This is a genomic window from Streptomyces sp. NPDC001507, assembly GCF_042894765.1.
Taxonomy (GTDB): Bacteria; Actinomycetota; Actinomycetes; order Streptomycetales; family Streptomycetaceae; genus Streptomyces.
The window spans coordinates 681,119-700,463 of sequence record NZ_JBIAVV010000002.1; the positions used below are offsets into that span (position 1 = coordinate 681,119).

Here is a 19,345-nt window from a genome sequence, read left to right on the forward strand (position 1 = left end):
GGTGTCGGGACGCTCCCTCAGGGGTGACCGTGCTGCGGCGGGTGCCGGAACGGCGGCGGGCGGCTGTCCGCGGGCCGGTACGGCGGCACATCGCGGCCCGGTTGGTAGTGCGGGCCCTGCCGGATGTGCCTGAGGATCACGGCCATGTCGACGGTGGCCACCAGCCACAGCACCCCGCAGGCGGCGGCCCAGCCGGGTCGCCCCAGCAGCGCGAACGCCGCCGTGCCGAAGACGGCCCAGGCCAGCCCCCACACGCTCAGCCACAACCGCGCCCGCAGGGCACTGCGGGCGGTCACCGGTTCACTGCCTGTACGCATTCCGGATCACCGTTCCTGTCTGCAACGTACTCCTCGACCGGACGTTCACCAAGGGGGACCCAGCCGTGCTGCCGGACGCCGCCGACCTGCCCGACCTGCTCCTCGACCTCGCCGTGCCGCACGAGGACATCAACGAGGTGGTGGCCCTGCGCCGGGCCGTGACCGCCGACCCCGCCGTACGGCGGCTGCTGGAAGAGGGCGCCGAGGACGTGACCGGTGTCGTCCGGGAGGTGGACGACCCGTCCGGGCTCGCCGCCCGGGCCGCCCGGGCCCCGGCCGCCCTGGGCGACTACTTCCTCGTGTACGTCTTCCTCGCGGCGGTGCCGCACGTCCGCGCGGTGCACCGGGCGCGCGGCATCCCCGACGACGTCTCCCGCCACACGCTCGCCGACCTCGGCCGCGGCATGGCGCTGCACCGCAGGCGGCACGGCAGGGGAGGCCTCGGAGCGCGCCAGGGGCACTGGCTCACCCGGCACTTCGGCGGGCGGCTCTACCAGCTGGGACGGTTGCAGTACGAGCGGACGGGACTCGGCGAGCGCACGGCGCAGGCGATCAGATCGGCCGGTACCGAGGTGACCGGCGGCGAGCCCTCCCTGAACCTGCACATCCCCGACTTCCTCGGGCCGCTCACCCCGGCCGCCTGCGACCGTTCCGTGGACCACGCCCGGGAGTTCTTCGCCCGGCACTTCCCCGAGGAGCCCCACGCCGTCGCGACCTGCCACTCCTGGCTGCTCGATCCCCAGCTGCGCCGGCACCTCCCTGCGGAATCCAACATCGTGCGCTTCCAGGAGCGGTTCCGGCCTGGCTGGCAGGACCCGGAGCCGGCCGACACCACGCCGGTCGGGTTCGTCTTCGGCGACCCGGACCTGCCGGTACCGGACCTGCCCCGCCGGACGTCGGTGGAGCGGGCGGTCGGCGACCACCTGCGGGCCGGCGGCCATTGGTACGTCGGGCACGGATGGTTCCCGTGGGACCAGTGACGGCCCTCAACTACGCCCTTCCGCCGGAAAGTTCCCATCAAGCTTTCGAACTGCTCGAACGAGTGAACCGTCGGGGTACGGGAACGGCGGTGCGGCGACCGGCCGTTCTTCGGGCATGACGATTGAAATGCGTGAGGGGCACGAGGGAACGGGTCCTGGAGCGATCACCCCGGACGGCTGCGCGGTCGAGCTCTACTCGCGCCTGACGGCCGGCGCCGAGCCGGACATCATCGAGGCGGCGGTCCCGGCCGGCGCCCGCATCCTGGAGCTGGGCAGCGGTGTGGGGCGCATGACGCACCCGCTCCTGGAGCGCGGGTTCACGGTCACGGCGGTGGACGAGTCGGCGGAGATGCTGGCGCGCGTGCGCGGGGCGCGCACGATACGCAGCACCATCGAAGAGCTCGACCTGGGCGAGACGTTCGACGTGGTGATGCTCGCGTCGTTCCTGGTGCACACCGGGGACGCGGAGGAGCGCCGGGCCATGCTGCGCACCTGCGCGGCGCACGTGGCGGACGGCGGCTGTGTGCTCATCCAGCGCGAGGGCGCGGACTACCACACGAAGGTGCCGCGGGAGCGGGTCGACCCCGGCGGCTACACCGTCCGGATCCTGTCCGCCGAGCCGGTCGGGGACGGGGTGAACTCGGTACGTGCGGAGTACGAGTTCCCGGACGCGACCTGGACCCAGACCTTCCTGGCCCGGCCGCTCACCAGGGAACAGTTCGAGGAGGCGCTCGCGGAGGCGGGACTGGAGGTGGCCGAGTATCTGACCGAGGACGGGACGTGGGTGAAGGCGGTGCCGGCGATCCGGCTCGGGTGACCCTGCCGAGCGGGCGTGGAGCCGGGTCCCCCGGCCGGGCCGGACCTCGCCGGGCCGGCCGGGTGGATCACCGTCCGCCGGGGCGTCCACCGCTCGGCCGGCCTGCCGAGCCCGTCCCGCCCGTGCCGGCCCCACCCGCGCCGCCCAAGCCACCCATGCCGCCGAGGCCGCGCAGCCGTTCCAGCTCGCGGCGGTCGCGCTTGGTGGGGCGGCCGGTACCGCGGTCGCGGATGCCGATGGGGGAGAAGGCCTCGCGGGGCGGGGGCGGCGGGGAGTTGTCGATGTAGCACACGGCGGCCACCGGGGCGCCGACCCGCTTGCGGATCAGCCGCTTCACGATGACGACCCGCTCCCGCCCCTCGTGACGCAGCCGAACCTCGTCGCCGACGCGCACGGAGTGGGCGGGCTTGACCCGCTCGCCGTTCACCTGGACGTGTCCGCCCCGGCAGGCGGTGGCTCCCAGGGAGCGGGTCTTGATCAGGCGGACGGCCCAGATCCAGCTGTCGATCCGCACGTTCTCACCGGGGGCGGGACCCGCGGCCTCGGCAGCGGCGACGGCCGCGGCGATCGCGGCGGGGTCGGGAGCCGGGGACGCGGAGGCCTCGGCTTCCTCACCGCTCGCGTGCTCCCTGCCGTCGTCCGCATCCTCAGAAGCCATGTCCCGACCTTAGCTCCCCGGGCCGAAAGCGACGGAACCGTTTTCCCGAGGCCCGCCGTCGCGCCCCCGAAGGGGCGCTGGGGAGGGACCCCCGGCCGAAGGCTGGGGGAGGAACTGCGCGACCAGCCGCATACGACCCTAGCCCGCCACCCTGCACGGACCGACACGGCGCTCCCGCGGACCCCCTCCACCACTCCACCCCGAGCGGCTTCGGCGAACCTCGCCCCGGCCCTACCGTTGAAACGTGAACCGCACCCCCCGTGCCCCTCGTACCCAGCTCGCCCGACTCGACCAGCGCGTCAGCGGCTGCCGGGCCTGTCCCCGCCTGGTCGCCTGGCGGGAGGAGGTGGCGCGCACCAAGCGGGCCGCGTTCGCCGACTGGACGTACTGGGGCCGGCCCGTCCCCGGCTTCGGGCCGGCGGACGCCCGGCTGCTGATCGTCGGCCTCGCCCCGGCCGCGCACGGCGGCAACCGCACCGGCCGGATGTTCACCGGCGACCGCTCCGGCGACGTCCTGTACCAGGCGCTGTACGACGTCGGGCTCGCCTCGCAGCCGACCTCGGTGAGCGCCGACGACGGACTGGAGCTGTACGGCGTGCGCGTCACCGCACCCGTGCACTGCGCCCCGCCGGCCAACAAGCCGACCCCCGAGGAGCGTGACACCTGCCGTCACTGGCTGACCGACGAGCTGACGCTGCTGCGGCCGACGCTGCGCGCTGCCGTCGTGCTCGGCGCCTTCGGCTGGCAGGCCGCGCTGCCGGCGTTCGCGGAGGCGGGCTGGACCGTGCCCCGGCCCCGCCCGGCCTTCGCCCACGGCACCCGGGTCGGCCTCGGCGGCCTGGACCTCTTCGGCTGCTTCCACGTCAGTCAGCGCAACACCTTCACCGGCCGCCTCACCCCCGAGATGCTCCGCGAGGTGCTGCGGACGGCGGCGGAGGCGGCCGGACTGGGGTGACGGCCGGTGCGGTGGCCGGCGTGAGCGGCGGGGCTCAGACGATCCGGGCCGCCGCCACCGGGCGGTCGTCCACCGTGCGGGTGCCGGAGGTCGCGGAGGAGGCGACGCTCCAGCGGTACCGGGAGAACTCGCCGATGCTGAAGCCCTGAGGCGCGGGCGGTTTCTGTGCGAACCGGTGTTCCTGCGGGTGGCTACCGGGCGGCCGGATCCCGCGGGTGGCCGTCGGTGTCCTCGCCGAACAGGTGTCGCACGGTCGAGCGGTAGTTGGCCTGGACGTGGCCGAGCGCGCGGGTGCGGGCGCGGTCCGGGTCGCCGGAGGCGATCGCGTCGTACAACTCGCGGTGTTCCTCGAGGAGCTGGGGCCACTCCTCGTTGCGCCGGGTGAGCCAGCGGAGCCGGCCGTCGACCGGTTCCATGACCGAGATGAGCAGGCTGTTGCCGGCCAGGGCCAGGATCCGGTCGTGGAAACGGGTGTTGATGTCGGTGATGGTCTCGGCGTCGTCCGCCTCGGTCGCCCCGGCCGCGCGGTCGAGCAGTTCCCGCAGCTCGGCCAGCGCCTCCGGGGTCGCCCGGGCCGCCGCCAGCCCGGCCGCGTACACCTCCAACGCCTCGCGCAGCTCGAAGAGTTCCTTGACGTCGGTCGGGGTCAGCCGGCGCACAACCGTGCGGCGGGCCGACTCGAAGAGGACGAAGCCCTCGGCGACCAGGGCCCGGATCGCCTCCCGGACCGGTACCCGGGACACCCCGAACCGTTCGGCGAGTTCGCGTTCCACCAGCCGGTCGCCCGGGCCCAGCCGCCCCGCGATGATGTCCTGCCGCAGGGTCGCGAGGACGCGTTCGCGTACCGCGCCCAGGGGTTCGATCTTCGTGGTGGGGGAGCCCATGAGGTCATTTTCGCCGACCCGGGGGGCTTTTACGGAGCCGTAACGGGACGGACATCGGTCCGGACGCTTGACGGGAGCACCATGACCGCAGTTTGGTATACCAAAAGCTGGTACACCGGTTGGTTCCCTGGAGGCCCCGTGTCCCTCGCCGACCGCGCCGAAGCCACCGGCGCAACCGAGTTCGTCCCCGACCCCCGGCTCACCAACGAAGACCTCGCCCCCGCCGAGCAGCGGAACTGGAAGGTCTTCGACCTCTTCGCGATGTGGATGTCCGACGTCCACAACCTCGGCAACTACACCTTCGCCGCCGGTCTGCTGGTCCTCGGCATGAACGTCTGGCAGGTCTTCACCTCCCTCCTCGCCGGCTTCGTGCTCATCTACGTCGGCATGAACTGGATGGGCCGGATCGGCCAGCGCCACGGCGTCCCGTTCCCGGTGGTCAGCCGCATCAGCTTCGGCGTCTGGGGCGCCAACATCCCGGCGCTCATCCGGGCCGTGATCGCCATCATGTGGTACGGCATCCAGACCTACCTGGCGTCCGTCGCCGTCAACGTGATGCTGCTGGCCGCCTGGCCGGGCCTGAAGTCCCTCACGGAGAGCTCCTTCCTGGGTCTCGACACCCTCGGCTGGATCTCCTTCGTCTCGCTGTGGCTGATCCAGGCCGCGATCATCAGCCGGGGCATGGAGACGATCCGCAGGTTCCAGGACTTCTGCGGCCCGGCGATCTGGCTGGTCATGATCGCGCTCGCCGTCTGGATCCTGGCCAAGGCCCACTGGACCATCTCGCTCACCTCCACCCCGCACCCGGTGTCCACCGGCGAGCAGTGGCGGCAGTGGTTCGGTGCGATCGGCCTGATCCTCGCCACCTACGGCACCCTGATGCTCAACTTCTGCGACTTCTCCCGCTTCGCGCCCGACTACCGCACCGTGCGCCGCGGCAACTTCTGGGGCCTGCCGATCAACTCCACGGCCTTCGTGGTCGTCTCCGTGATCGTCACCGCCGGCTCCCTGGAGGTCTTCGGCGAGGCCATCACCGACCCGGCCGAACTGGTCGCCAAGGTCGGCAACACCTGGGTCCTGGTCGTGGCGGCACTGACCTTCGCGGTCGCCACCATGGGCGTCAACATCGTCGCCAACTTCGTCTCACCGGCGTACGACCTGGCCAACGTCTGGCCGCAGAAGATCAGTTTCCGGGTCGGCGGCATGATCAGCACGGTGGCCGCGCTGGTCGTCACGCCCTGGAACCTCTTCTCCAACCCCACCGTCGTCAACTACTTCCTCGGCGGCCTCGGCGCCTTCCTGGGCCCGCTGTTCGGCGTGATCATGGTCGACTACTACATGATCAAGCGCGGTGAGGTGGACGTCCGGCAGCTCTTCGACGCGGCCCCCGGCTCCCCGTACCACTACCGCAAGGGCGTCAATCCCAAGGCCCTGTGGGCGTTCCTGCCCGCGGCGGCGGTCGCGGCCGTGCTCGCGCTGGTGAAGACGTTCAGCGACGTGGCGCCGTACTCCTGGTTCATCGGTACCGCCCTGGCGGCGGGACTGTACCTGGCACTGTGCCGCGGTGACCGCGCACCGGCCCCCGCCCCCGTCCCCGTCGTCGAGGAGGTCTGAAGAACGTGCGGATCGTCGTCACCAACTGCAACACCACGCAGGAGATGACCGAGGAGATCGTACGAGGTGCCCGGGCCGCCGCAGGCCCGGGCACCGCCGTGACCGGGCTGACCCCGCACTGGGGGCCCGAGTCGGCGGAGGGCTGGCTCGACAGCTACCTGTCGGCGGCGGCGGTCCTGGACGCGCTGCGGACCTACACCGGTCCGCCGTACGACGCGGTGGTCATGGCCGGTTTCGGCGAACACGGGCGGGAAGGCGTCCGGGAGCTGGTGGACGTGCCGGTCGTCGACATCACCGAGGCCGCCGCCCATCTCGCCTGTCTGCTGGGCCGCCGCTACGGCGTCGTCACCACCCTGGACCGGTCGCGCGGGCAGATCGAGGACAGCCTGGAGACCGCCGGGGTGGCCCGCAACTGCGTCGCCGTCGCCGGCACCGGACTCGGCGTCCTGGACCTCGCCGGTGACTCCGGGCGCACGGAGGCCGCGTTCCTCGCCGCCGCCGAGCGGGTCCGGGACGCCGGCGCCGAGGTCCTGGTCCTCGGCTGCGCCGGGATGACGGGGCTGCAGCGGGCGGTGGGGGAGAAGCTGGGGGTCCCCGTGGTCGACGGGGTCGGCGCGGCGGTGAAGCTGGCCGAGTCGCTGGTGACGCTGGGGCTCACGACCAGCCGGGCGGGCAGCTACCGCAAGCCGCTGGTGAAGAGCCGGGTGTGGGGGGCCGCGCCGGGGCGGCCGTAGTGCGAGTGCCCGCCCGGGAGCGGAGCAGGGACCGGCTCAGGGCCGCCACACGTACCGCACGTCCGGCTCCCGTTCCTCGTTGCCGCTCCCGTCCGTGTGCTCGACGGCGACGAAGCCGTGCCGCTCGTAGAACCGGTGGGCCGGCTTGTTGACCTGGAAGGTCCAGAGCGTCAGCCCCGACGGCGAGCGCTCCTTGGCCAGCGCCACGAAGCGGTCACCGATGCCGCGCCCCCGCCACTCCGGGGCCAGATACAGCTGGGACAGCAGCTCCTCCGCGAGCACCATCATGCCCACGACGCGCCCGCCCGCCTCCGCGACCCACGTCTCCCGCGCCGGCACCACGACGTCCCGGATGTACGCACGCACCTCGTCGTCCGAACGCGGCCGGACGACGGTGGGCAGGGCGGCGTCGAACGACCGCAGCCAGACATCGGCGGCCCCGGCGGCGTCCGGCCCGCCGGCCCGGCGCAGTACCACCCCTGCGCTCACGCCCGCGCCCCCTCGGGTACGACGGCCGTGGCCGTGATCTCCACCAGTTGCCCGGTGTAGCCGAGACAGGCGACCCCGATCAGCGTCGACGAGTGCGGCCCGGTGCTGAGCCCGGAGGCCTCGACGACCTCCCACACGCCGGACAGCACCGCGGGCTCACTGCTCACGACGTACACATCGGTCGCCAGCACATGCTCCAGGTCGCTGCCGACCGAACGGAGTTGCTCCCGCAGGTTGGCGATCACCCGCTCGGCCTGGCGCGGCGGATCCCCCTCGCCGACGAGCTTCCCCTCGTCGTCCAGCGGCACGGAACCGGCGAGGAACGCGAGCTTCGTGCCGGCCTCCACGACGGAGACGTGCGAGTAGCCGGGCGGCGGGAAGAGAGCCGGGGAGGTGACGCGCTGGATCACAGGGGCTCCTGAAGTGACGGCGGGCAACCTGTCGATCATCCGTGCCCGTGCCGGGTGATCGCACCTGAATTTCCCGCACCTCGCACCGCGGCAGACACGGCAGCCGAACCCGGCCGCCGACGACTTCATTGCCAACGCATGGCACCGGCAACGGGCCGCGGGAGATGCTGCGAGCCATGTCCGCCACGAACGCCGACGACGACCAGACCTTCCTCACGGCCGCCACCGCCCGTCTCGCTGCTCTCCCCACGGTCCGTGCCGTCGCCCTGGGCGGCTCGCGCGCCCAGGGCACCCACCGCCCCGACAGCGACTGGGATCTGGCCGTCTACTACCGGGGTGCCTTCGATCCCGCCGACCTGCGTGCCATCGGATGGGAAGGCGAGGTCTCCGAGGTCGGAGGGTGGGGCGGCGGTGTCTTCAACGGCGGGGCCTGGCTCACCGTCGACGGCCGCCGTGTGGACGTCCACTACCGCGATCTCGACGTGGTCGAGCACGAGCTGGCCGAGGCGGAGGAGGGGCGGTTCCGGGTGGAACCGCTGCTGTTCCACCTCGCCGGGATCCCCAGCTACCTGGTCGTCGCCGAACTGGCGGTCAACCGCGTGCTCAGCGGTACGCTGCCCCGCCCGGTGGCCTACCCCGAACGGCTGCGCGCCACCGCGCCCGGACGGTGGCGCGGCACAGCCCGCGCCACCCTCGGCTACGCGAAGGCCAACCACGCCCCGCACGGCCGCCTCACCGAGGTCGCCGGCGCCGTCGCCACGGCCGCACTCCAGGCCGGACATGCCGTGCTCGCGGCCCGCGGCGAGTGGGTGACGAACGAGAAGCGGCTGCTGGAGCGGGCCGGGTTGCGGGAAGTCGATGACATCCTCGGCGGATTGCGCGCGGAATCCGGGGAGTTGTTCCGGGCCGTGGCTGAGGCCGAGCTCCTGTTCGGCTTCGCGTGACCTATTCGGGCCGCCCGAAAAATGCTTGGGAATAAGCCAGTTGCCGCTGCTACCGTCCCTCACGTGGCGAAACTCAATCAGATCATCGCGGTCGAGAAGGGCATCAAGTCCAAGGCGCACCAGGACCTGACCTCGGCTCATCACGGGTTGCAGAAGCCCGCGTTGCTCGCCGGTATCTCGCGGACGTATCAGCCGAAGGACGAGGAGGGCGAGCAGTTGCCGCCCGAGTCCACGCGCGTTCAGGTCAAGGCCGAGGACGTGCTGCGGGAGACCTCGGCCACGCTGACGCGGCTCTTCGACGTCACCGCCACCAAGGACTGGGCCAACTGCGAGGCCAGGGCCGACGTCAAGGTGGACGGGCGGGTGCTGGTCGCCGACGTGCCCGTCGCGTATCTGCTGTTCCTGGAGAAGCAGCTTGTCGACCTCAACACCTTTGTGCGGAAGCTGCCCGTGCTCGACGCCTCCGAGTCGTGGGTGCAGGACCCCTCCACCGACGCGTGGAAGACCGAGCCGGTGCGGACCCTGCGCACCAGGAAGGTGCCCCGCAACCACGTGAAGGCCGAGGCCACCGAGAAGCATCCGGCCCAGGTCGAGGTCTACTACGAGGACGTGCCGGTGGGGTACTGGACCACCGTGAAGTTCTCCGGTGCCCTGCCCGCGCGGCGGGTCAACGAACTCCTCGACCGGGTCGAGAAGCTGCAGCAGGCCGTCAAGTTCGCCCGGGAGGAGGCGAACGGCGTTGACGTCGTCGACCAGCGGGTCGGGGACGCCGTCTTCGGCTATCTCTTCGGATAGCCTTTCCAGACCCCCCGGCCCCCGCGGCCGGGGTGCGCGAGGAGCGCAAAGCTGAAGCTGAGCCTTGTCGTGAAGAGCGGTCTCACCGCGTTGAATCTCAGACTCTCGCTCCAGACTCAGCATTCGCCGCCGATCGCCGGATCGACCGGGCCCGGGCCCCAGTACGTCGAAATGCAGGTTCAAGTCCTGCCCGCGCAGCTCGATGCGTGGTGGTCCAAAGGAAGGACGCGGCGACCTCACGACTGACCCGGGTTCTCAAGCGTGCCGGCGTGTGACGATGGGCGGCATTCCGGGGCCCGGGGGCAGGCTACGCCCTCGGGCCCGCTCGCGTTCCGCCCCGAACCGGACGCGCGCGGAATTGCGTTCATAAAGAAAGCGGCTCTCCGCGGCACTTGTCACACCCGCGAAATGCGAACGCACCTTTTCGCACCGGAACGCGATCTACCGTGGACACCGAAGCCAACAGCCCGGCCACCGTCGCCCGAAGGCACACCCCGCCCTCGTCCGGACAGGAGCCCCGTGTCCCGTCGTACCGCCCTGCCGCCCTGGCTCGCCCATGCCCTGCGCGCCCAGCGCGGGCCCGTGTCCTGGAGCGCGGTGACGAGAGGGGCGCTGGCCGCCGGGCCCCTGCTGCTCGCGGCGGTCCTGCTGCACCGCACCTCCCTCGGCGTCGTCGCCGCCATCGCCGCCATGCTCGCCGGGATCAACGACCGGCCGGGCAGCCGCCGGTCCGCCGTACGCCGGCTCGGGGTGCCGGCCGCGGCCGGGGCGCTCGGGCTGCTCGTCGGCACGTACGGCGGGGAGCACCTGACCGCCGTCCCGCTGACCCTGCTGCTCACCGCGCTCGGGCTGGTCGCCGGCGGCATGAGCGCCGTCGGACCCGTCGCCTCGGGGGCCGGGACCCAGCTGCTGGTCGCCGCCGCCATCGGCGCCGGGATGCCGGTCGCCGAGGCGGGCTGGCAGCGGGCCCTCGCCTTTCTCGCGGGCGCCGGGTGGCTGGTCGTGCTCCGCCTCGCGCTGCCCACCCCCGGCGCGATCGCCGGTGACTTCCGCTTCGACGGGGAGCGGGACGCCGTCGCCGCCGTGTACGACGCCGTCGCCGACCTGCTCGACGCGGTGGGCGGCGAGACCGCGGGCCGGCACCGCGCCGCCCTCACCGCCGCCCTCGACCACGCCCAGGACGCGCTCACGGGTCCCCGGCTGCGGCGGTACGCCAGTTCCGCCGCCGAACGCCGGCTGCACGCCCAGTACGCCGCGGCCCTGCCCCTCGCCGAGGCGGCCACCGCCCTCGCCTGGGCCGGGGAGCCGGTGTCCGCGCGGGCGGCCGAGGGGCCCCGGCGGCTCGCCGCGGCCGTCCGGGAGAACGGCGGTACCGGACCGCTGCCCGCGCCCTCGCGGTCCGTGCCCGCGCTGCGCGCCCTCGACGACGCCCTGCTGCGTGCCGCGGAGGCCTTCGACCGGACCGGGAGCGGCGAGCAGCGGCCGCCGGCCCGGCGCCGGCCCGCCCTCGACCTCGTGCGGGCCGCGCTCGGCAGCGGTGGACGGGAGTACGGGCTGCGCGTCGCCCTCTGCTTCGGGGCCGGCGCCGCCATCGCGCAGGCCCTGCACCACGTCCGCTGGTACGGCGCGCACCAGCACTGGTACTGGCTGCCCGCCACCGCCGTCTTCCTCGTCAAACCCGACCTCGGGCCGCTCGCCTCCCGGGTGCTGTGCCGGGCCGCCGGAACCGTGCTCGGCGCCCTCGTCTTCGCGGTCTTCGCCGCCGTACTGCCCCGGCCCGAGGGGCTCATCGCGCTGGTCGCCGTCTGCGGGGCGCTCATCCCGGTCGCCACTCGGCACTTCGCCGCCCAGACCGCCGTCGTCACCGTCCTCGTGCTCGCCCTCGTCATGGTCGGCGGCGAACCCCCGGCCTCCGTCAGCCGGATCGGCGAGACGCTGCTGGCCTGCGCGCTCGTGCTGATCGTCGGCCACCTGCCGATGGCGGGACGGCGTGGCGGCGGCGTACGGGCCCGCCTCGCCTCGGCCGGACGGGCCGCGCACGCCTACCTCGACCACGTCCTGAGCGGCTCCGGCGACCGCGGCGAACGCTGGGCCCTGCGCCGTGAGGCCTACCGCACCCTCGCCGAGGCCCGCGCCGCCATCACGCTCGCCGCCGCCGAACTCCCCGCCCTCGCCCGGCACACCGAGGGCACGGACGCGGTGGCCGCCGTACTCGAACGGCTCGTGGACACGGCCACCGCATGCGCCGTGCACCTCGACGAGACGGGACGGCTGACCGCCCGGCACACCCGGCAACTCGAAGCTCTGGCAGCGGAGCTGGAGCGCGGTGGGCGGCGGCTCGGGGTCGCGGTGCCGCGGATGCCGGTCGCGGCGTAGGCGACCGCGGCCGCGCCGTACGCCTCGCATCCCGGAGTACGACACCTGACGGGCACGCGGCTGCGTCGGCAGGGGGAGCGAGGAAGGTACGGAAAAAACCGCGGCCGCGCCGATGAGTTCTCTCCCCTCCCGCGGTCACCACCCGGAACCGACCGTCGTACAGGAGGGCCCATGTCGCTTCCGGAGATCGTCTCGCGTGAGCGGTGGCGTGCCGCGCGTGCGGAGTTACTGCGCAAGGAGGAGGCACTCACGCGGGCGCGGGACGCGCTGAGCGCCGAGCGGCGCCGGCTGCCCATGGTCGAGGTGGACCCCGAGTACGTCTTCGAGGGCGGCGACGGCAAGGCGACCCTGCTGGACCTCTTCGACGGGCGGGCCCAACTCGTCGTCCACCACTTCATGTTCGCCCCCGAGTGGGAGACCGGCTGCCCCTGCTGCGCCGCCTTCCTCGACCAGGTCGGCCACCTCGCGCATCTGCGGGCGCGCGGCACCTCGTTCGCGGCGGTCTCCCGGGCGCCGTTCACCAGGATCCTGCCGTTCAAGGCGCGGATGGGCTGGACGCTGCCCTGGTACTCGTCCGGCCACACCGACTTCGACCGCGACTTCAACCGGGACTTCGAGGCAACGATCGTCGTGGACGACGAGCCGGTCGAACGGGCCGGCATCAGCTGCTTCCTGCGGGAGCACGACCGGGTCTTCCACACCTACTCGGTGTACGACCGCGGCCTCGACGGACTCGGCCCGACCACCTCCCTGCTCGACCTGACGGCCCTCGGCCGGCTACCGGGGGGCGGTGACCGCGTCCGTTATCACGACGAGTACGAGGACTGACACAGCCGGTCACGGAAGTGGCCGAAAGCAAACCGAAAGTCAACGGACCCTCACCGTCCGCGCCGACCGTGTGTCGGGTACGTCTCAGTAGCGTCACCGGGCGAGCCGTTCGCGTTCTCCAGAGCGTTAACTCCTACAGGTACGACGCATTTCTGGAGGTGCAGGATGGTGAACGGGCGAACCGTGCTCGAACGCTTTCCCGCAGGCGGACCGCGAGGATCATGGCCTGCGGAGGAGTTCGCGCAGGCCCGGCGGCTCGAAGGGCTGCCCGCCGAGGTCGTGATGGATCTGGCCACGGACACGTTCCTGGTCATCGTGCGCGGCGCCGGCGGTGTCGAGAGCTGACCGGCCGTCGACGGCTGACCGGCCCTGGACCGCTAACCCGCTTTGCGGGCCGGTAGTTTCGCTGTGAACTGGTCCGCCTGGAGCGCGTACAGCTCCGCGTAGACCCCGCCGTTGGCCAGGAGTTCGTCGGGGGTTCCCGACTCCACCAGCCGGCCCTGGTCGAGGACGTGCACCAGATCCGCGTGGCGGACCGACGCCAGCCGATGGGTGATCAGCACGACGGTCTGCCCGTTGCCCGCCAGCGCGCGGATCTTCTCGAAGACCTCCAGCTCGGCCCGGGCGTCCAGGGCGGCGGTCGGCTCGTCCACGATCAGGATGTGACCGCGCCGGTACGCGGCCCGCGCGATGCCCAGCCGCTGCCACTGGCCGCCGGACAGCTCGTGCCCGCCGCTGAAGTGGCGGGCCAGCAGGGTGTCCAGACCGCGCGGCAGGTCCTCGACCACCTCCTGTGCGCCCGCCTCCGCGACCGACGCGGCCAGCCGCTCGTCGGTGAGCGGCGCCGACGAGCGGCCGACGGCCACGTTGACCTTGGCGGTGAACGGCCAGCGCTTGAAGTTCTGGGCGACCATGGCGATCCGTTCGGCGAGCCGCTGCCGGTCGGCCCGGGCCGCGTCGACGCCGTCCCACAGGATGCGGCCGCGGTCCGGCTGGTACAGCCCGGCCAGCAGCTTGACCAGGGTGGTCTTGCCGGAACCGTTCTCGCCGACCAGGGCGATGATCCGGCCGAGGGGGATGCTGAGCGTGACGTCGTCCAGGGCGGGGCGGACGGTCTCGTCCGGATGATCACTCGGATAGGTGAAGGTGACGTTCTCGAAGCGGATCTCCTGGGGATCCTCGGGCAGCGGGTCACCGCCGAGCGGGATCGCCCGCTGCGCCGCCTCGACGTACAGCCGCTCCAGGTCGCCCACGAACAGGGCCTCCTCGTGCAGCGTGTTGATCTCCAGCACGAGGGTGTTGAGGCTCGCCGAGCCGCTGCGGATCGCGATCACCGCCGTACCGGCCACCGACAGGGCCATCGCCCCGCTCAGCAGCAGCCCGCCGAGCGTCGCGTAGGTGGCGACGGTGGCGAGGCCGGTCCAGGCCGCCGCGATCAGGCCGGTACGGGCCGCGAGCCGGGCCAGCCGGGCCTGTTCCGCCTCCGCCGTCTCCGACATCGCCCGGTAGTGCCGCAGCAGGAACGGGCCGACCCCGTGCACCCGGATCTCCGGTGCCGCCTCCGGCTCGGTGAGCAGGGCGCTGATCAGGTGGCCGGCGCGGGCGTGCTGCACCCAGGTGTGGAACGACTCGTAGCGGCGCCTGGCGTTGGTCAGGGCGCCCCAGGCGCTCGGGATCGTCATCGTGATCAGCAGCGGGAGCAGGGCCGGGTGCAGCACCGTCAGCACCCCGGCCGCGGTGATCAGCGAGATCATCGCGTTCACCACGCGCGTGCCGTACATGATCATGCGGCGCGCCGAGGAGGCGCCGTACTGCGCGGTGTCCAGCAGTTTGTGGAAGGCGTGGTCCTCGATGGCGGCGAGTTCGACGGCCGCGGCCCGCTCCAGGTACGTCTCGGTCGCCACCCGCTCGACCTTGGGCTCCAGGCGGCCGGTGGCGTACGTGGACGCGGCGCGCAGCAGGGCGGCCACGAACATGACGGCGGCCATGGCCACCAGGGCGGGGGCGGCGCTGCGCAGCCGTTCCTCGATGGTGCCGGTGCCGATCAGCCGGCCGAGCACGCTGTTCACGGCGAGCAGGCTCACGGCCTGGGCCACCCCGACGCCCACCTGCGCGGCCAGCACGATCCGCGTGGCCCCGGCGTCCGCCTGCCGGGCCAGCCGCAGACTGGACGCGAGCATGCCGGGCAGCCGGGTCATCATGGCGCGGAAGTCCAGCTCCAGGAAGGCGTTGCCGTGCTGGCTCCAGCCCATGTCGTAGCGGAGCGGCCCGCCGAACAGCAGTTGCTCGGACTCCGACGTCTCGGGCGCCGCCGTGTCCCGCCTCTTCCTCACCGCGATCCTCCCCGGAGCCGAGACCGTGGCCATGGCCATGCCTGTTACCCGTCCGTACCCGTCCGTGTCCGTCCGTGGCAGTGGCCGTGTCCGTGGACGAACGGCCACTATCGCGGGCGCAGCCGCCACCGGGCAGGGCGCGTGACGAGGCTCGCGGGGCGCGGGGGAGTGCGCGAGGGGTACGGCCCGAGGCAGGCCCGAGCCGCGGGGAGTGCACGTGGGTGTGCGGACCGGGACATCCCCGTTCCGCGAGGGCGTGGAGGGCGTGAAGGGCGTGGAGGGAGTGAGGGACGCGTGGACCGCGGCAACCCCGAGCCGCCTGACGGCCCGAGGGCGGAACCGGCGCGATCGGCGGCCCGGCCCCGCGGCCTGCCGGGGCCACATGTCCACCCGCTGACGCCACGCCGTCGTCGGCGGGCTCGCCCCGGCCATGCTCCGAGCGGCGGGTCCCGCTCCCCTGTCGGCCGAGGCCGCGCAGTGTCACGCGCTCAGGGGGCGGGACCACTCCGGTGTCGTGCCGGTCACCCGGCACAGCGCGAGGTACAGCGGGATCGGCGGGGTGTACGGCACCGTGCCCTCGGGGCGGTGGATCAGGCGGGCGGTGCCGGGAAGCGGGGCGCCCTGGCCGTAGTGGGCCGGGGCGGGCCAGGTGAGGGCGTCGTCGGAGTCCGTCGGGACGATCCACCACCAGCGCGTGCCATCGGCGTACACGCATCCCACCCGCGGCAGCCGTGGTACCACCAGGGGCCCGAGCCGTGCCGGTACCGCCACCGCGTCGCAGCCCAGTGGCGCCGTCATGCCCTCGGGCACCGGGAACGACACGCCGGCGCCACCCGTGGACGACGGCCGCCGGCCCCGCTTCAGGCGGATCAGTGTGTCGAGACCCAGCGCGTGGCCGGAGCCGGACGCGCCGTTCACGGCTGCCTCCGCCGGGGCGCCGGCAGCGCCTCGGCCCGCCCCGCCGCGCCGGAGTCCGGCGACGGCCGGGGCGCCGGTGTGTGCGCCGGTTCGTGGGACGAGCCGCGCGACGGACCCGGCTCGGGGCGCGCGCCCCAGCCCAGGTCGTTGCACGGCTCGGTGGCGTCCTGGACGGCAGCCGTCCAGGCGGCATGGGTATGGGCGGCATGGGTCCGGGCCGCGTCGGTCCGGCGCGGCAGCTCCGCCCAGACCAGCAGCCCGGACCCGTGCTCCTGAGCCCCCCAGGCCTGGCACAGCGCCTCGACGAGGAGCAACCCCCTCCCGTGCTCCTCCTCCGGGCGCTGCGGGGACGGGTGGGGCTCGTCGGGTGCACAGCCCTCGTCCTGCACGGCGATGCGCACCGTGTCGTCGTGGTCGTGCAACTCGCACACGACGCGACTGCTCGCGGTGTGCACGATCGCGTTGGTGACCAGCTCGGATATGACGAGGACGGCGGTGTCACAGGTGTCCGCGCAGACCGACCAGCCGGTCAGCCGGGCACGCACCAGGCGTCTCGCCTGGGCGGGGGAACCCGGATGAGCGGCCAGTTCGAACCGGAACCGGCGCCTGGCAGTGCCCTCACCGGGGTCGACTGCCTCCTCCGCGCTCGAACGAGTTCGCACGGGAGGACCCCCATCGGCGCCGAGACCGGACCGGTCTGCGGCGGCGTCTGTTCCTAAGGGCGCGGACGGAATCACGCTTGCCACTATCTCCCCGCCGTGAACACTTGGCAAGTGTCACTCTGGAAAATGCAGAGTGCTGTGTGACGCGGTGAAGGGCCGTGGCACACTGCTCGCAACAGCATGTCGAGCGGCGCCAGTTGGGATCAGTGAGGATCCGACGGACCGATCCGGCCAATGCGATCGATGCGACCGAACAGGATGTTCCGGCTGTTCCGGCCCACTCGGTCCTCTTGGTCGTTCCGGTCATCCTGTCGGATCTTCGAATGAGTCTTCGAATGGCGCCGCTGGGCTGTCAGCATGCCGGGTGACACCTGTATGTGCGTGACCGCGTGTGTGCGTGACCGTGTATGTGCGTGACCGTGTATGTGTGTGACGGCCGGGGCGCCGGCGAACCCGGCCCGGGAACAGGGAACTTCGTGGAGGTGGAGCGTGAGCGAGCCGCGGTCCGCGCCGACGGTGGGCCAGGTGGTCCTCGGCCGGCGCCTCCTCGACCTGCGGGAACGCGCGGGGCTCAAGCGTGAGGAGGCCGCCCGCGTGCTGCGCGTGGCGCCCGCCACGGTCCGCCGGATGGAGATGGCCGAGGTCGCCCTCAAGATCCCGTACCTCCAACTGCTCCTGAAGGCCTACGGGGTGACCGACGACGAGGCCGACCTCTTCGTCCGCCTCGCCGAGGATGCCAACAGGCCCGGCTGGTGGCAGCGGTTCCACGACATCCTGCCGAGCTGGTTCTCGATGTACGTCAGCCTGGAGGGCGCGGCCGCCCTGATCCGCTCCTACGAGCCGCACTTCGTGCCCGGACTGCTGCAGACCGAGGACTACGCGCGCGGGGTGCTGAAGTCCGGCGCCGTCGGCCAGACCGAGCCGGAGGAGATCGAACGCCACGTCGCCCTGCGCATGCAACGCCAGCAACTGCTCACCCGTACCGACGCCCCCCGCTTCTGGGCGGTGATGGACGAGACCGCCCTGCGCCGCCCGGTCGGCGGTCCGGAGGTGATGCGCGCGCAGATCGACCGACTGCTCGACGTCACGAAGCTGCCCAATGTGACGCTCCAGGTCGCCCCGTTCTCCAACGGGCCGCACCCGGGGACGTACGGGCCCTTCGTGCTGTTCCGATTCGCCATGCCCGAACTGCCGGACATGGTCTACAGCGAGTACCTGACCGGCGCCGTCTACCTGGACGCGCGCACCGAGGTGGCGACCCACCTCGAAGTCATGGACCGCATGGCGGCGCAGGCCGCTACGGCACAACGCACGAAGGAGATCCTCCGGGATCTCCGCAAGGAGCTGTGAATGGATCGCATAAAGCCCCAGTCCGGGCCGCGGAACCGCACCGAGCGGATCTACAACGGCATGCCTGCCCGGGAACTGGGCAGCGAGGGCTGGCACAAGCCGTGGAGCGGCGGCAACGGGGGCAACTGCCTGGAGGCGATGAAGCTGGCCGACGGCCGCATCGCGGTCCGCCAGTCGACCGACCCGGACGGGCCGGCGCTGATCTACACCACGGACGAGATGACGGCCTTCATCGAGGGTGCCAAGGCGGGGGAGGCCGACTTCCTGCTCTCCTGAACCTCCCTGTCCCCTTCTGTCTGCCTTTCCTGTCTTCTCTTTGTTCTTGTTCAAGTTCTTTGTAATGGTGCTGAATTGATCATCGTCCGCGTCAGACGTTTACGGAGTGCCTCGTGATCGACACCAGCAAGCCGCACCCGGCGCGCATGTACGACTGGTATCTCGGCGGCAAGGACAACTACCCCGTCGACGAGGAGATGGGCCGGCAGATGCTTGCCCTCGATCCCCGGGTACCGGTGATGGCGCGGGTCAACCGCGCCTTCATGCACCGCGCCACCCGGTGGCTGTCCGAGCACGGCGTGCGGCAGTTCCTGGACATCGGCACGGGCATCCCGACCGAGCCCAACCTGCACCAGATCGCCCAGGGCATCGCGCCCGACGCCCGGGTGGTCTACTGCGACAACGACCCGATCGTGCTCGCCCACGCGGCGGCCCTGCTGCGCGGCACGCCCGAGGGCGCGACGGAGTACCTCCAGGCCGACGTGCGCGACCCGGCGGCGGTCGTCGCCGGCGCGCGGACGGTCCTGGACCTCGACCGCCCGGTCGCGCTGTCGCTGGTCGCCCTGCTGCACTTCGTCGCCGACGAGGACGGTGCGCACGAACTGGTCGCCCGGCTGCTCTCCGAACTGCCGTCCGGCAGCTACCTGATGATGACCCACGCCACCGCCGACTTCACCCCGGAGGAGTCGGCCGCGGCCGTCGCGAAGCTCAGGGCGGCCGGGGTCACGCTGGCGCTGCGCTCCCGCACCGAGTTCGGCCGTTTCTTCGACGGCCTCGAACTCGTCGAACCAGGCGTGTCGGTCGTCCACCACTGGCACCCGGAGCTGGGCGAGCCGGTACCGGGACAGGACGACGGGGTGATCCCGGGCTACGGGGCGGTGGCGCGCAAACCGTAGGCCCCCCGGGTCACGGGCGTCACAGCCAGGACCGCATCCGCCTCGGCGCGTCCACCGGCCGGCCGATACGCCCGGCCCTGGCGCCGCAGTAGTACGCCCCACCTCCTCC

Annotated in this window: 22 protein-coding genes; 14 read left to right on the top strand and 8 right to left on the bottom strand. The window is 72.5% G+C overall.

Annotation, left to right across the window (positions count from 1 at the left end; translation table 11 throughout):
- Window positions 1-17 precede the first annotated feature (17 nt).
- Window positions 18-317 carry a DUF6343 family protein gene (locus ACFY0K_RS09205; protein WP_351958351.1) on the bottom strand — a complete coding sequence of 100 codons (300 nt, stop codon included), beginning with the start codon at window positions 315-317 and terminating at the stop codon, window positions 18-20.
- Window positions 318-382: 65 nt separating this feature from the next.
- On the opposite strand from ACFY0K_RS09205, the gene ACFY0K_RS09210 reads away from it, so the two are divergent.
- Both ACFY0K_RS09210 and ACFY0K_RS09215 read left to right on the top strand, forming a co-directional pair.
- Window positions 383-1,297 carry an acyltransferase domain-containing protein gene (locus tag ACFY0K_RS09210; RefSeq protein ID WP_390639277.1) on the top strand — a complete coding sequence of 305 codons (915 nt, stop codon included), beginning with the start codon at window positions 383-385 and terminating at the stop codon, window positions 1,295-1,297.
- A 127-nt stretch (window positions 1,298-1,424) separates the two neighbouring features.
- A complete protein-coding gene (locus tag ACFY0K_RS09215; RefSeq protein WP_390639476.1) occupies window positions 1,425-2,114 on the top strand; it encodes a class I SAM-dependent methyltransferase in 690 nt (229 codons plus the stop codon).
- 67 nt (window positions 2,115-2,181) lie between these two features.
- On the opposite strand, the gene ACFY0K_RS09220 is transcribed toward ACFY0K_RS09215, so the two are convergent.
- On the bottom strand, window positions 2,182-2,772 hold the full coding sequence (locus tag ACFY0K_RS09220) for an RNA-binding S4 domain-containing protein (RefSeq protein ID WP_390639278.1): 591 nt from the start codon (window positions 2,770-2,772) through the stop codon (window positions 2,182-2,184).
- A 244-nt stretch (window positions 2,773-3,016) separates the two neighbouring features.
- Between ACFY0K_RS09220 and ACFY0K_RS09225 the strand changes: the two genes are divergently transcribed.
- Both ACFY0K_RS09225 and ACFY0K_RS09230 read left to right on the top strand, forming a co-directional pair.
- A complete protein-coding gene (locus ACFY0K_RS09225) occupies window positions 3,017-3,727 on the top strand; it encodes a uracil-DNA glycosylase (RefSeq protein WP_351958354.1) in 711 nt (236 codons plus the stop codon).
- 20 nt (window positions 3,728-3,747) lie between these two features.
- Window positions 3,748-3,876 carry a hypothetical protein gene (locus ACFY0K_RS09230; protein WP_390639279.1) on the top strand — a complete coding sequence of 43 codons (129 nt, stop codon included), beginning with the start codon at window positions 3,748-3,750 and terminating at the stop codon, window positions 3,874-3,876.
- A 42-nt stretch (window positions 3,877-3,918) separates the two neighbouring features.
- Here ACFY0K_RS09230 and ACFY0K_RS09235 read toward each other — a convergent pair whose 3' ends face one another.
- Window positions 3,919-4,611 carry a GntR family transcriptional regulator gene (locus tag ACFY0K_RS09235; protein ID WP_390639280.1) on the bottom strand — a complete coding sequence of 231 codons (693 nt, stop codon included), beginning with the start codon at window positions 4,609-4,611 and terminating at the stop codon, window positions 3,919-3,921.
- A 138-nt stretch (window positions 4,612-4,749) separates the two neighbouring features.
- Between ACFY0K_RS09235 and ACFY0K_RS09240 the strand changes: the two genes are divergently transcribed.
- Both ACFY0K_RS09240 and ACFY0K_RS09245 read left to right on the top strand, forming a co-directional pair.
- Window positions 4,750-6,225, top strand: coding sequence for an NCS1 family nucleobase:cation symporter-1 (locus ACFY0K_RS09240; RefSeq protein ID WP_390639281.1), 1,476 nt, complete (start codon window positions 4,750-4,752; stop codon window positions 6,223-6,225).
- Window positions 6,226-6,230: 5 nt separating this feature from the next.
- A complete protein-coding gene (locus tag ACFY0K_RS09245) occupies window positions 6,231-6,959 on the top strand; it encodes an aspartate/glutamate racemase family protein (protein WP_390639282.1) in 729 nt (242 codons plus the stop codon).
- A 36-nt stretch (window positions 6,960-6,995) separates the two neighbouring features.
- On the opposite strand, the gene ACFY0K_RS09250 is transcribed toward ACFY0K_RS09245, so the two are convergent.
- Both ACFY0K_RS09250 and ACFY0K_RS09255 read right to left on the bottom strand, forming a co-directional pair.
- On the bottom strand, window positions 6,996-7,448 hold the full coding sequence (locus ACFY0K_RS09250; RefSeq protein ID WP_390639283.1) for a GNAT family N-acetyltransferase: 453 nt from the start codon (window positions 7,446-7,448) through the stop codon (window positions 6,996-6,998).
- Window positions 7,445-7,858 carry a RidA family protein gene (locus ACFY0K_RS09255; RefSeq protein WP_351958359.1) on the bottom strand — a complete coding sequence of 138 codons (414 nt, stop codon included), beginning with the start codon at window positions 7,856-7,858 and terminating at the stop codon, window positions 7,445-7,447. The genes ACFY0K_RS09250 and ACFY0K_RS09255 overlap by 4 nt, the downstream gene beginning before the upstream one ends.
- 176 nt (window positions 7,859-8,034) lie before the next feature.
- On the opposite strand from ACFY0K_RS09255, the gene ACFY0K_RS09260 reads away from it, so the two are divergent.
- From ACFY0K_RS09260 to ACFY0K_RS09280, 5 genes are all read left to right on the top strand, one after another.
- Window positions 8,035-8,802, top strand: coding sequence for a nucleotidyltransferase domain-containing protein (locus tag ACFY0K_RS09260; protein WP_390639284.1), 768 nt, complete (start codon window positions 8,035-8,037; stop codon window positions 8,800-8,802).
- Between the two features lie 63 nt (window positions 8,803-8,865).
- Window positions 8,866-9,597 (top strand): hypothetical protein, encoded by a 732-nt coding sequence (locus tag ACFY0K_RS09265; protein WP_390639285.1) that lies wholly within the window; start codon window positions 8,866-8,868, stop codon window positions 9,595-9,597.
- A 519-nt stretch (window positions 9,598-10,116) separates the two neighbouring features.
- Window positions 10,117-11,973 carry an FUSC family protein gene (locus ACFY0K_RS09270; protein ID WP_390639286.1) on the top strand — a complete coding sequence of 619 codons (1,857 nt, stop codon included), beginning with the start codon at window positions 10,117-10,119 and terminating at the stop codon, window positions 11,971-11,973.
- A gap of 171 nt (window positions 11,974-12,144) precedes the next feature.
- Window positions 12,145-12,801 (top strand): DUF899 domain-containing protein, encoded by a 657-nt coding sequence (locus ACFY0K_RS09275; protein WP_390639287.1) that lies wholly within the window; start codon window positions 12,145-12,147, stop codon window positions 12,799-12,801.
- 165 nt (window positions 12,802-12,966) lie between these two features.
- A complete protein-coding gene (locus ACFY0K_RS09280) occupies window positions 12,967-13,146 on the top strand; it encodes a hypothetical protein (protein ID WP_390639288.1) in 180 nt (59 codons plus the stop codon).
- 32 nt (window positions 13,147-13,178) lie between these two features.
- Here the strand turns inward: ACFY0K_RS09280 and ACFY0K_RS09285 are convergent, their stop codons facing one another.
- The 3 genes from ACFY0K_RS09285 to ACFY0K_RS09295 all read right to left on the bottom strand — a co-directional run bounded on the left by ACFY0K_RS09285 (window position 13,179) and on the right by ACFY0K_RS09295 (window position 16,798).
- Complete coding sequence (locus tag ACFY0K_RS09285; RefSeq protein ID WP_390639477.1) at window positions 13,179-15,167, bottom strand: ABC transporter ATP-binding protein; 1,989 nt, start codon at window positions 15,165-15,167, stop codon at window positions 13,179-13,181.
- A 447-nt stretch (window positions 15,168-15,614) separates the two neighbouring features.
- Window positions 15,615-16,052, bottom strand: a complete 438-nt coding sequence (locus ACFY0K_RS09290; protein WP_390639289.1) for a hypothetical protein — start codon at window positions 16,050-16,052, stop codon at window positions 15,615-15,617.
- Window positions 16,049-16,798: an ATP-binding protein gene (locus ACFY0K_RS09295; RefSeq protein ID WP_390639290.1), complete on the bottom strand. Its 750-nt coding sequence runs from the start codon at window positions 16,796-16,798 to the stop codon at window positions 16,049-16,051. The genes ACFY0K_RS09290 and ACFY0K_RS09295 overlap by 4 nt, the downstream gene beginning before the upstream one ends.
- Before the next feature lie 405 nt (window positions 16,799-17,203).
- Between ACFY0K_RS09295 and ACFY0K_RS09300 the strand changes: the two genes are divergently transcribed.
- The 3 genes from ACFY0K_RS09300 to ACFY0K_RS09310 all read left to right on the top strand — a co-directional run bounded on the left by ACFY0K_RS09300 (window position 17,204) and on the right by ACFY0K_RS09310 (window position 19,236).
- On the top strand, window positions 17,204-18,064 hold the full coding sequence (locus ACFY0K_RS09300; RefSeq protein WP_352355441.1) for a helix-turn-helix transcriptional regulator: 861 nt from the start codon (window positions 17,204-17,206) through the stop codon (window positions 18,062-18,064).
- Entirely contained in the window at window positions 18,065-18,340 is a 276-nt protein-coding gene (locus tag ACFY0K_RS09305; protein ID WP_089100964.1) for a DUF397 domain-containing protein, read from the top strand.
- A gap of 113 nt (window positions 18,341-18,453) precedes the next feature.
- Window positions 18,454-19,236 carry an SAM-dependent methyltransferase gene (locus ACFY0K_RS09310; protein WP_390639291.1) on the top strand — a complete coding sequence of 261 codons (783 nt, stop codon included), beginning with the start codon at window positions 18,454-18,456 and terminating at the stop codon, window positions 19,234-19,236.
- Window positions 19,237-19,345 lie beyond the last annotated feature (109 nt).

Coding starts and splice junctions, on each gene's coding strand:
- ACFY0K_RS09215 (WP_390639476.1), top strand. CDS start 1,425: ATGCGTGAGGGGCACGAGGGAACGGGTCCTGGAGCGATCACCCCGGAC.
- ACFY0K_RS09305 (WP_089100964.1), top strand. CDS start 18,065: ATGGATCGCATAAAGCCCCAGTCCGGGCCGCGGAACCGCACCGAGCGG.
- ACFY0K_RS09220 (WP_390639278.1), bottom strand. CDS start 2,772: ATGGCTTCTGAGGATGCGGACGACGGCAGGGAGCACGCGAGCGGTGAG.
- ACFY0K_RS09285 (WP_390639477.1), bottom strand. CDS start 15,167: ATGGCCACGGTCTCGGCTCCGGGGAGGATCGCGGTGAGGAAGAGGCGG.
- ACFY0K_RS09260 (WP_390639284.1), top strand. CDS start 8,035: ATGTCCGCCACGAACGCCGACGACGACCAGACCTTCCTCACGGCCGCC.
- ACFY0K_RS09275 (WP_390639287.1), top strand. CDS start 12,145: ATGTCGCTTCCGGAGATCGTCTCGCGTGAGCGGTGGCGTGCCGCGCGT.
- ACFY0K_RS09235 (WP_390639280.1), bottom strand. CDS start 4,611: ATGGGCTCCCCCACCACGAAGATCGAACCCCTGGGCGCGGTACGCGAA.
- ACFY0K_RS09280 (WP_390639288.1), top strand. CDS start 12,967: ATGGTGAACGGGCGAACCGTGCTCGAACGCTTTCCCGCAGGCGGACCG.
- ACFY0K_RS09205 (WP_351958351.1), bottom strand. CDS start 317: ATGCGTACAGGCAGTGAACCGGTGACCGCCCGCAGTGCCCTGCGGGCG.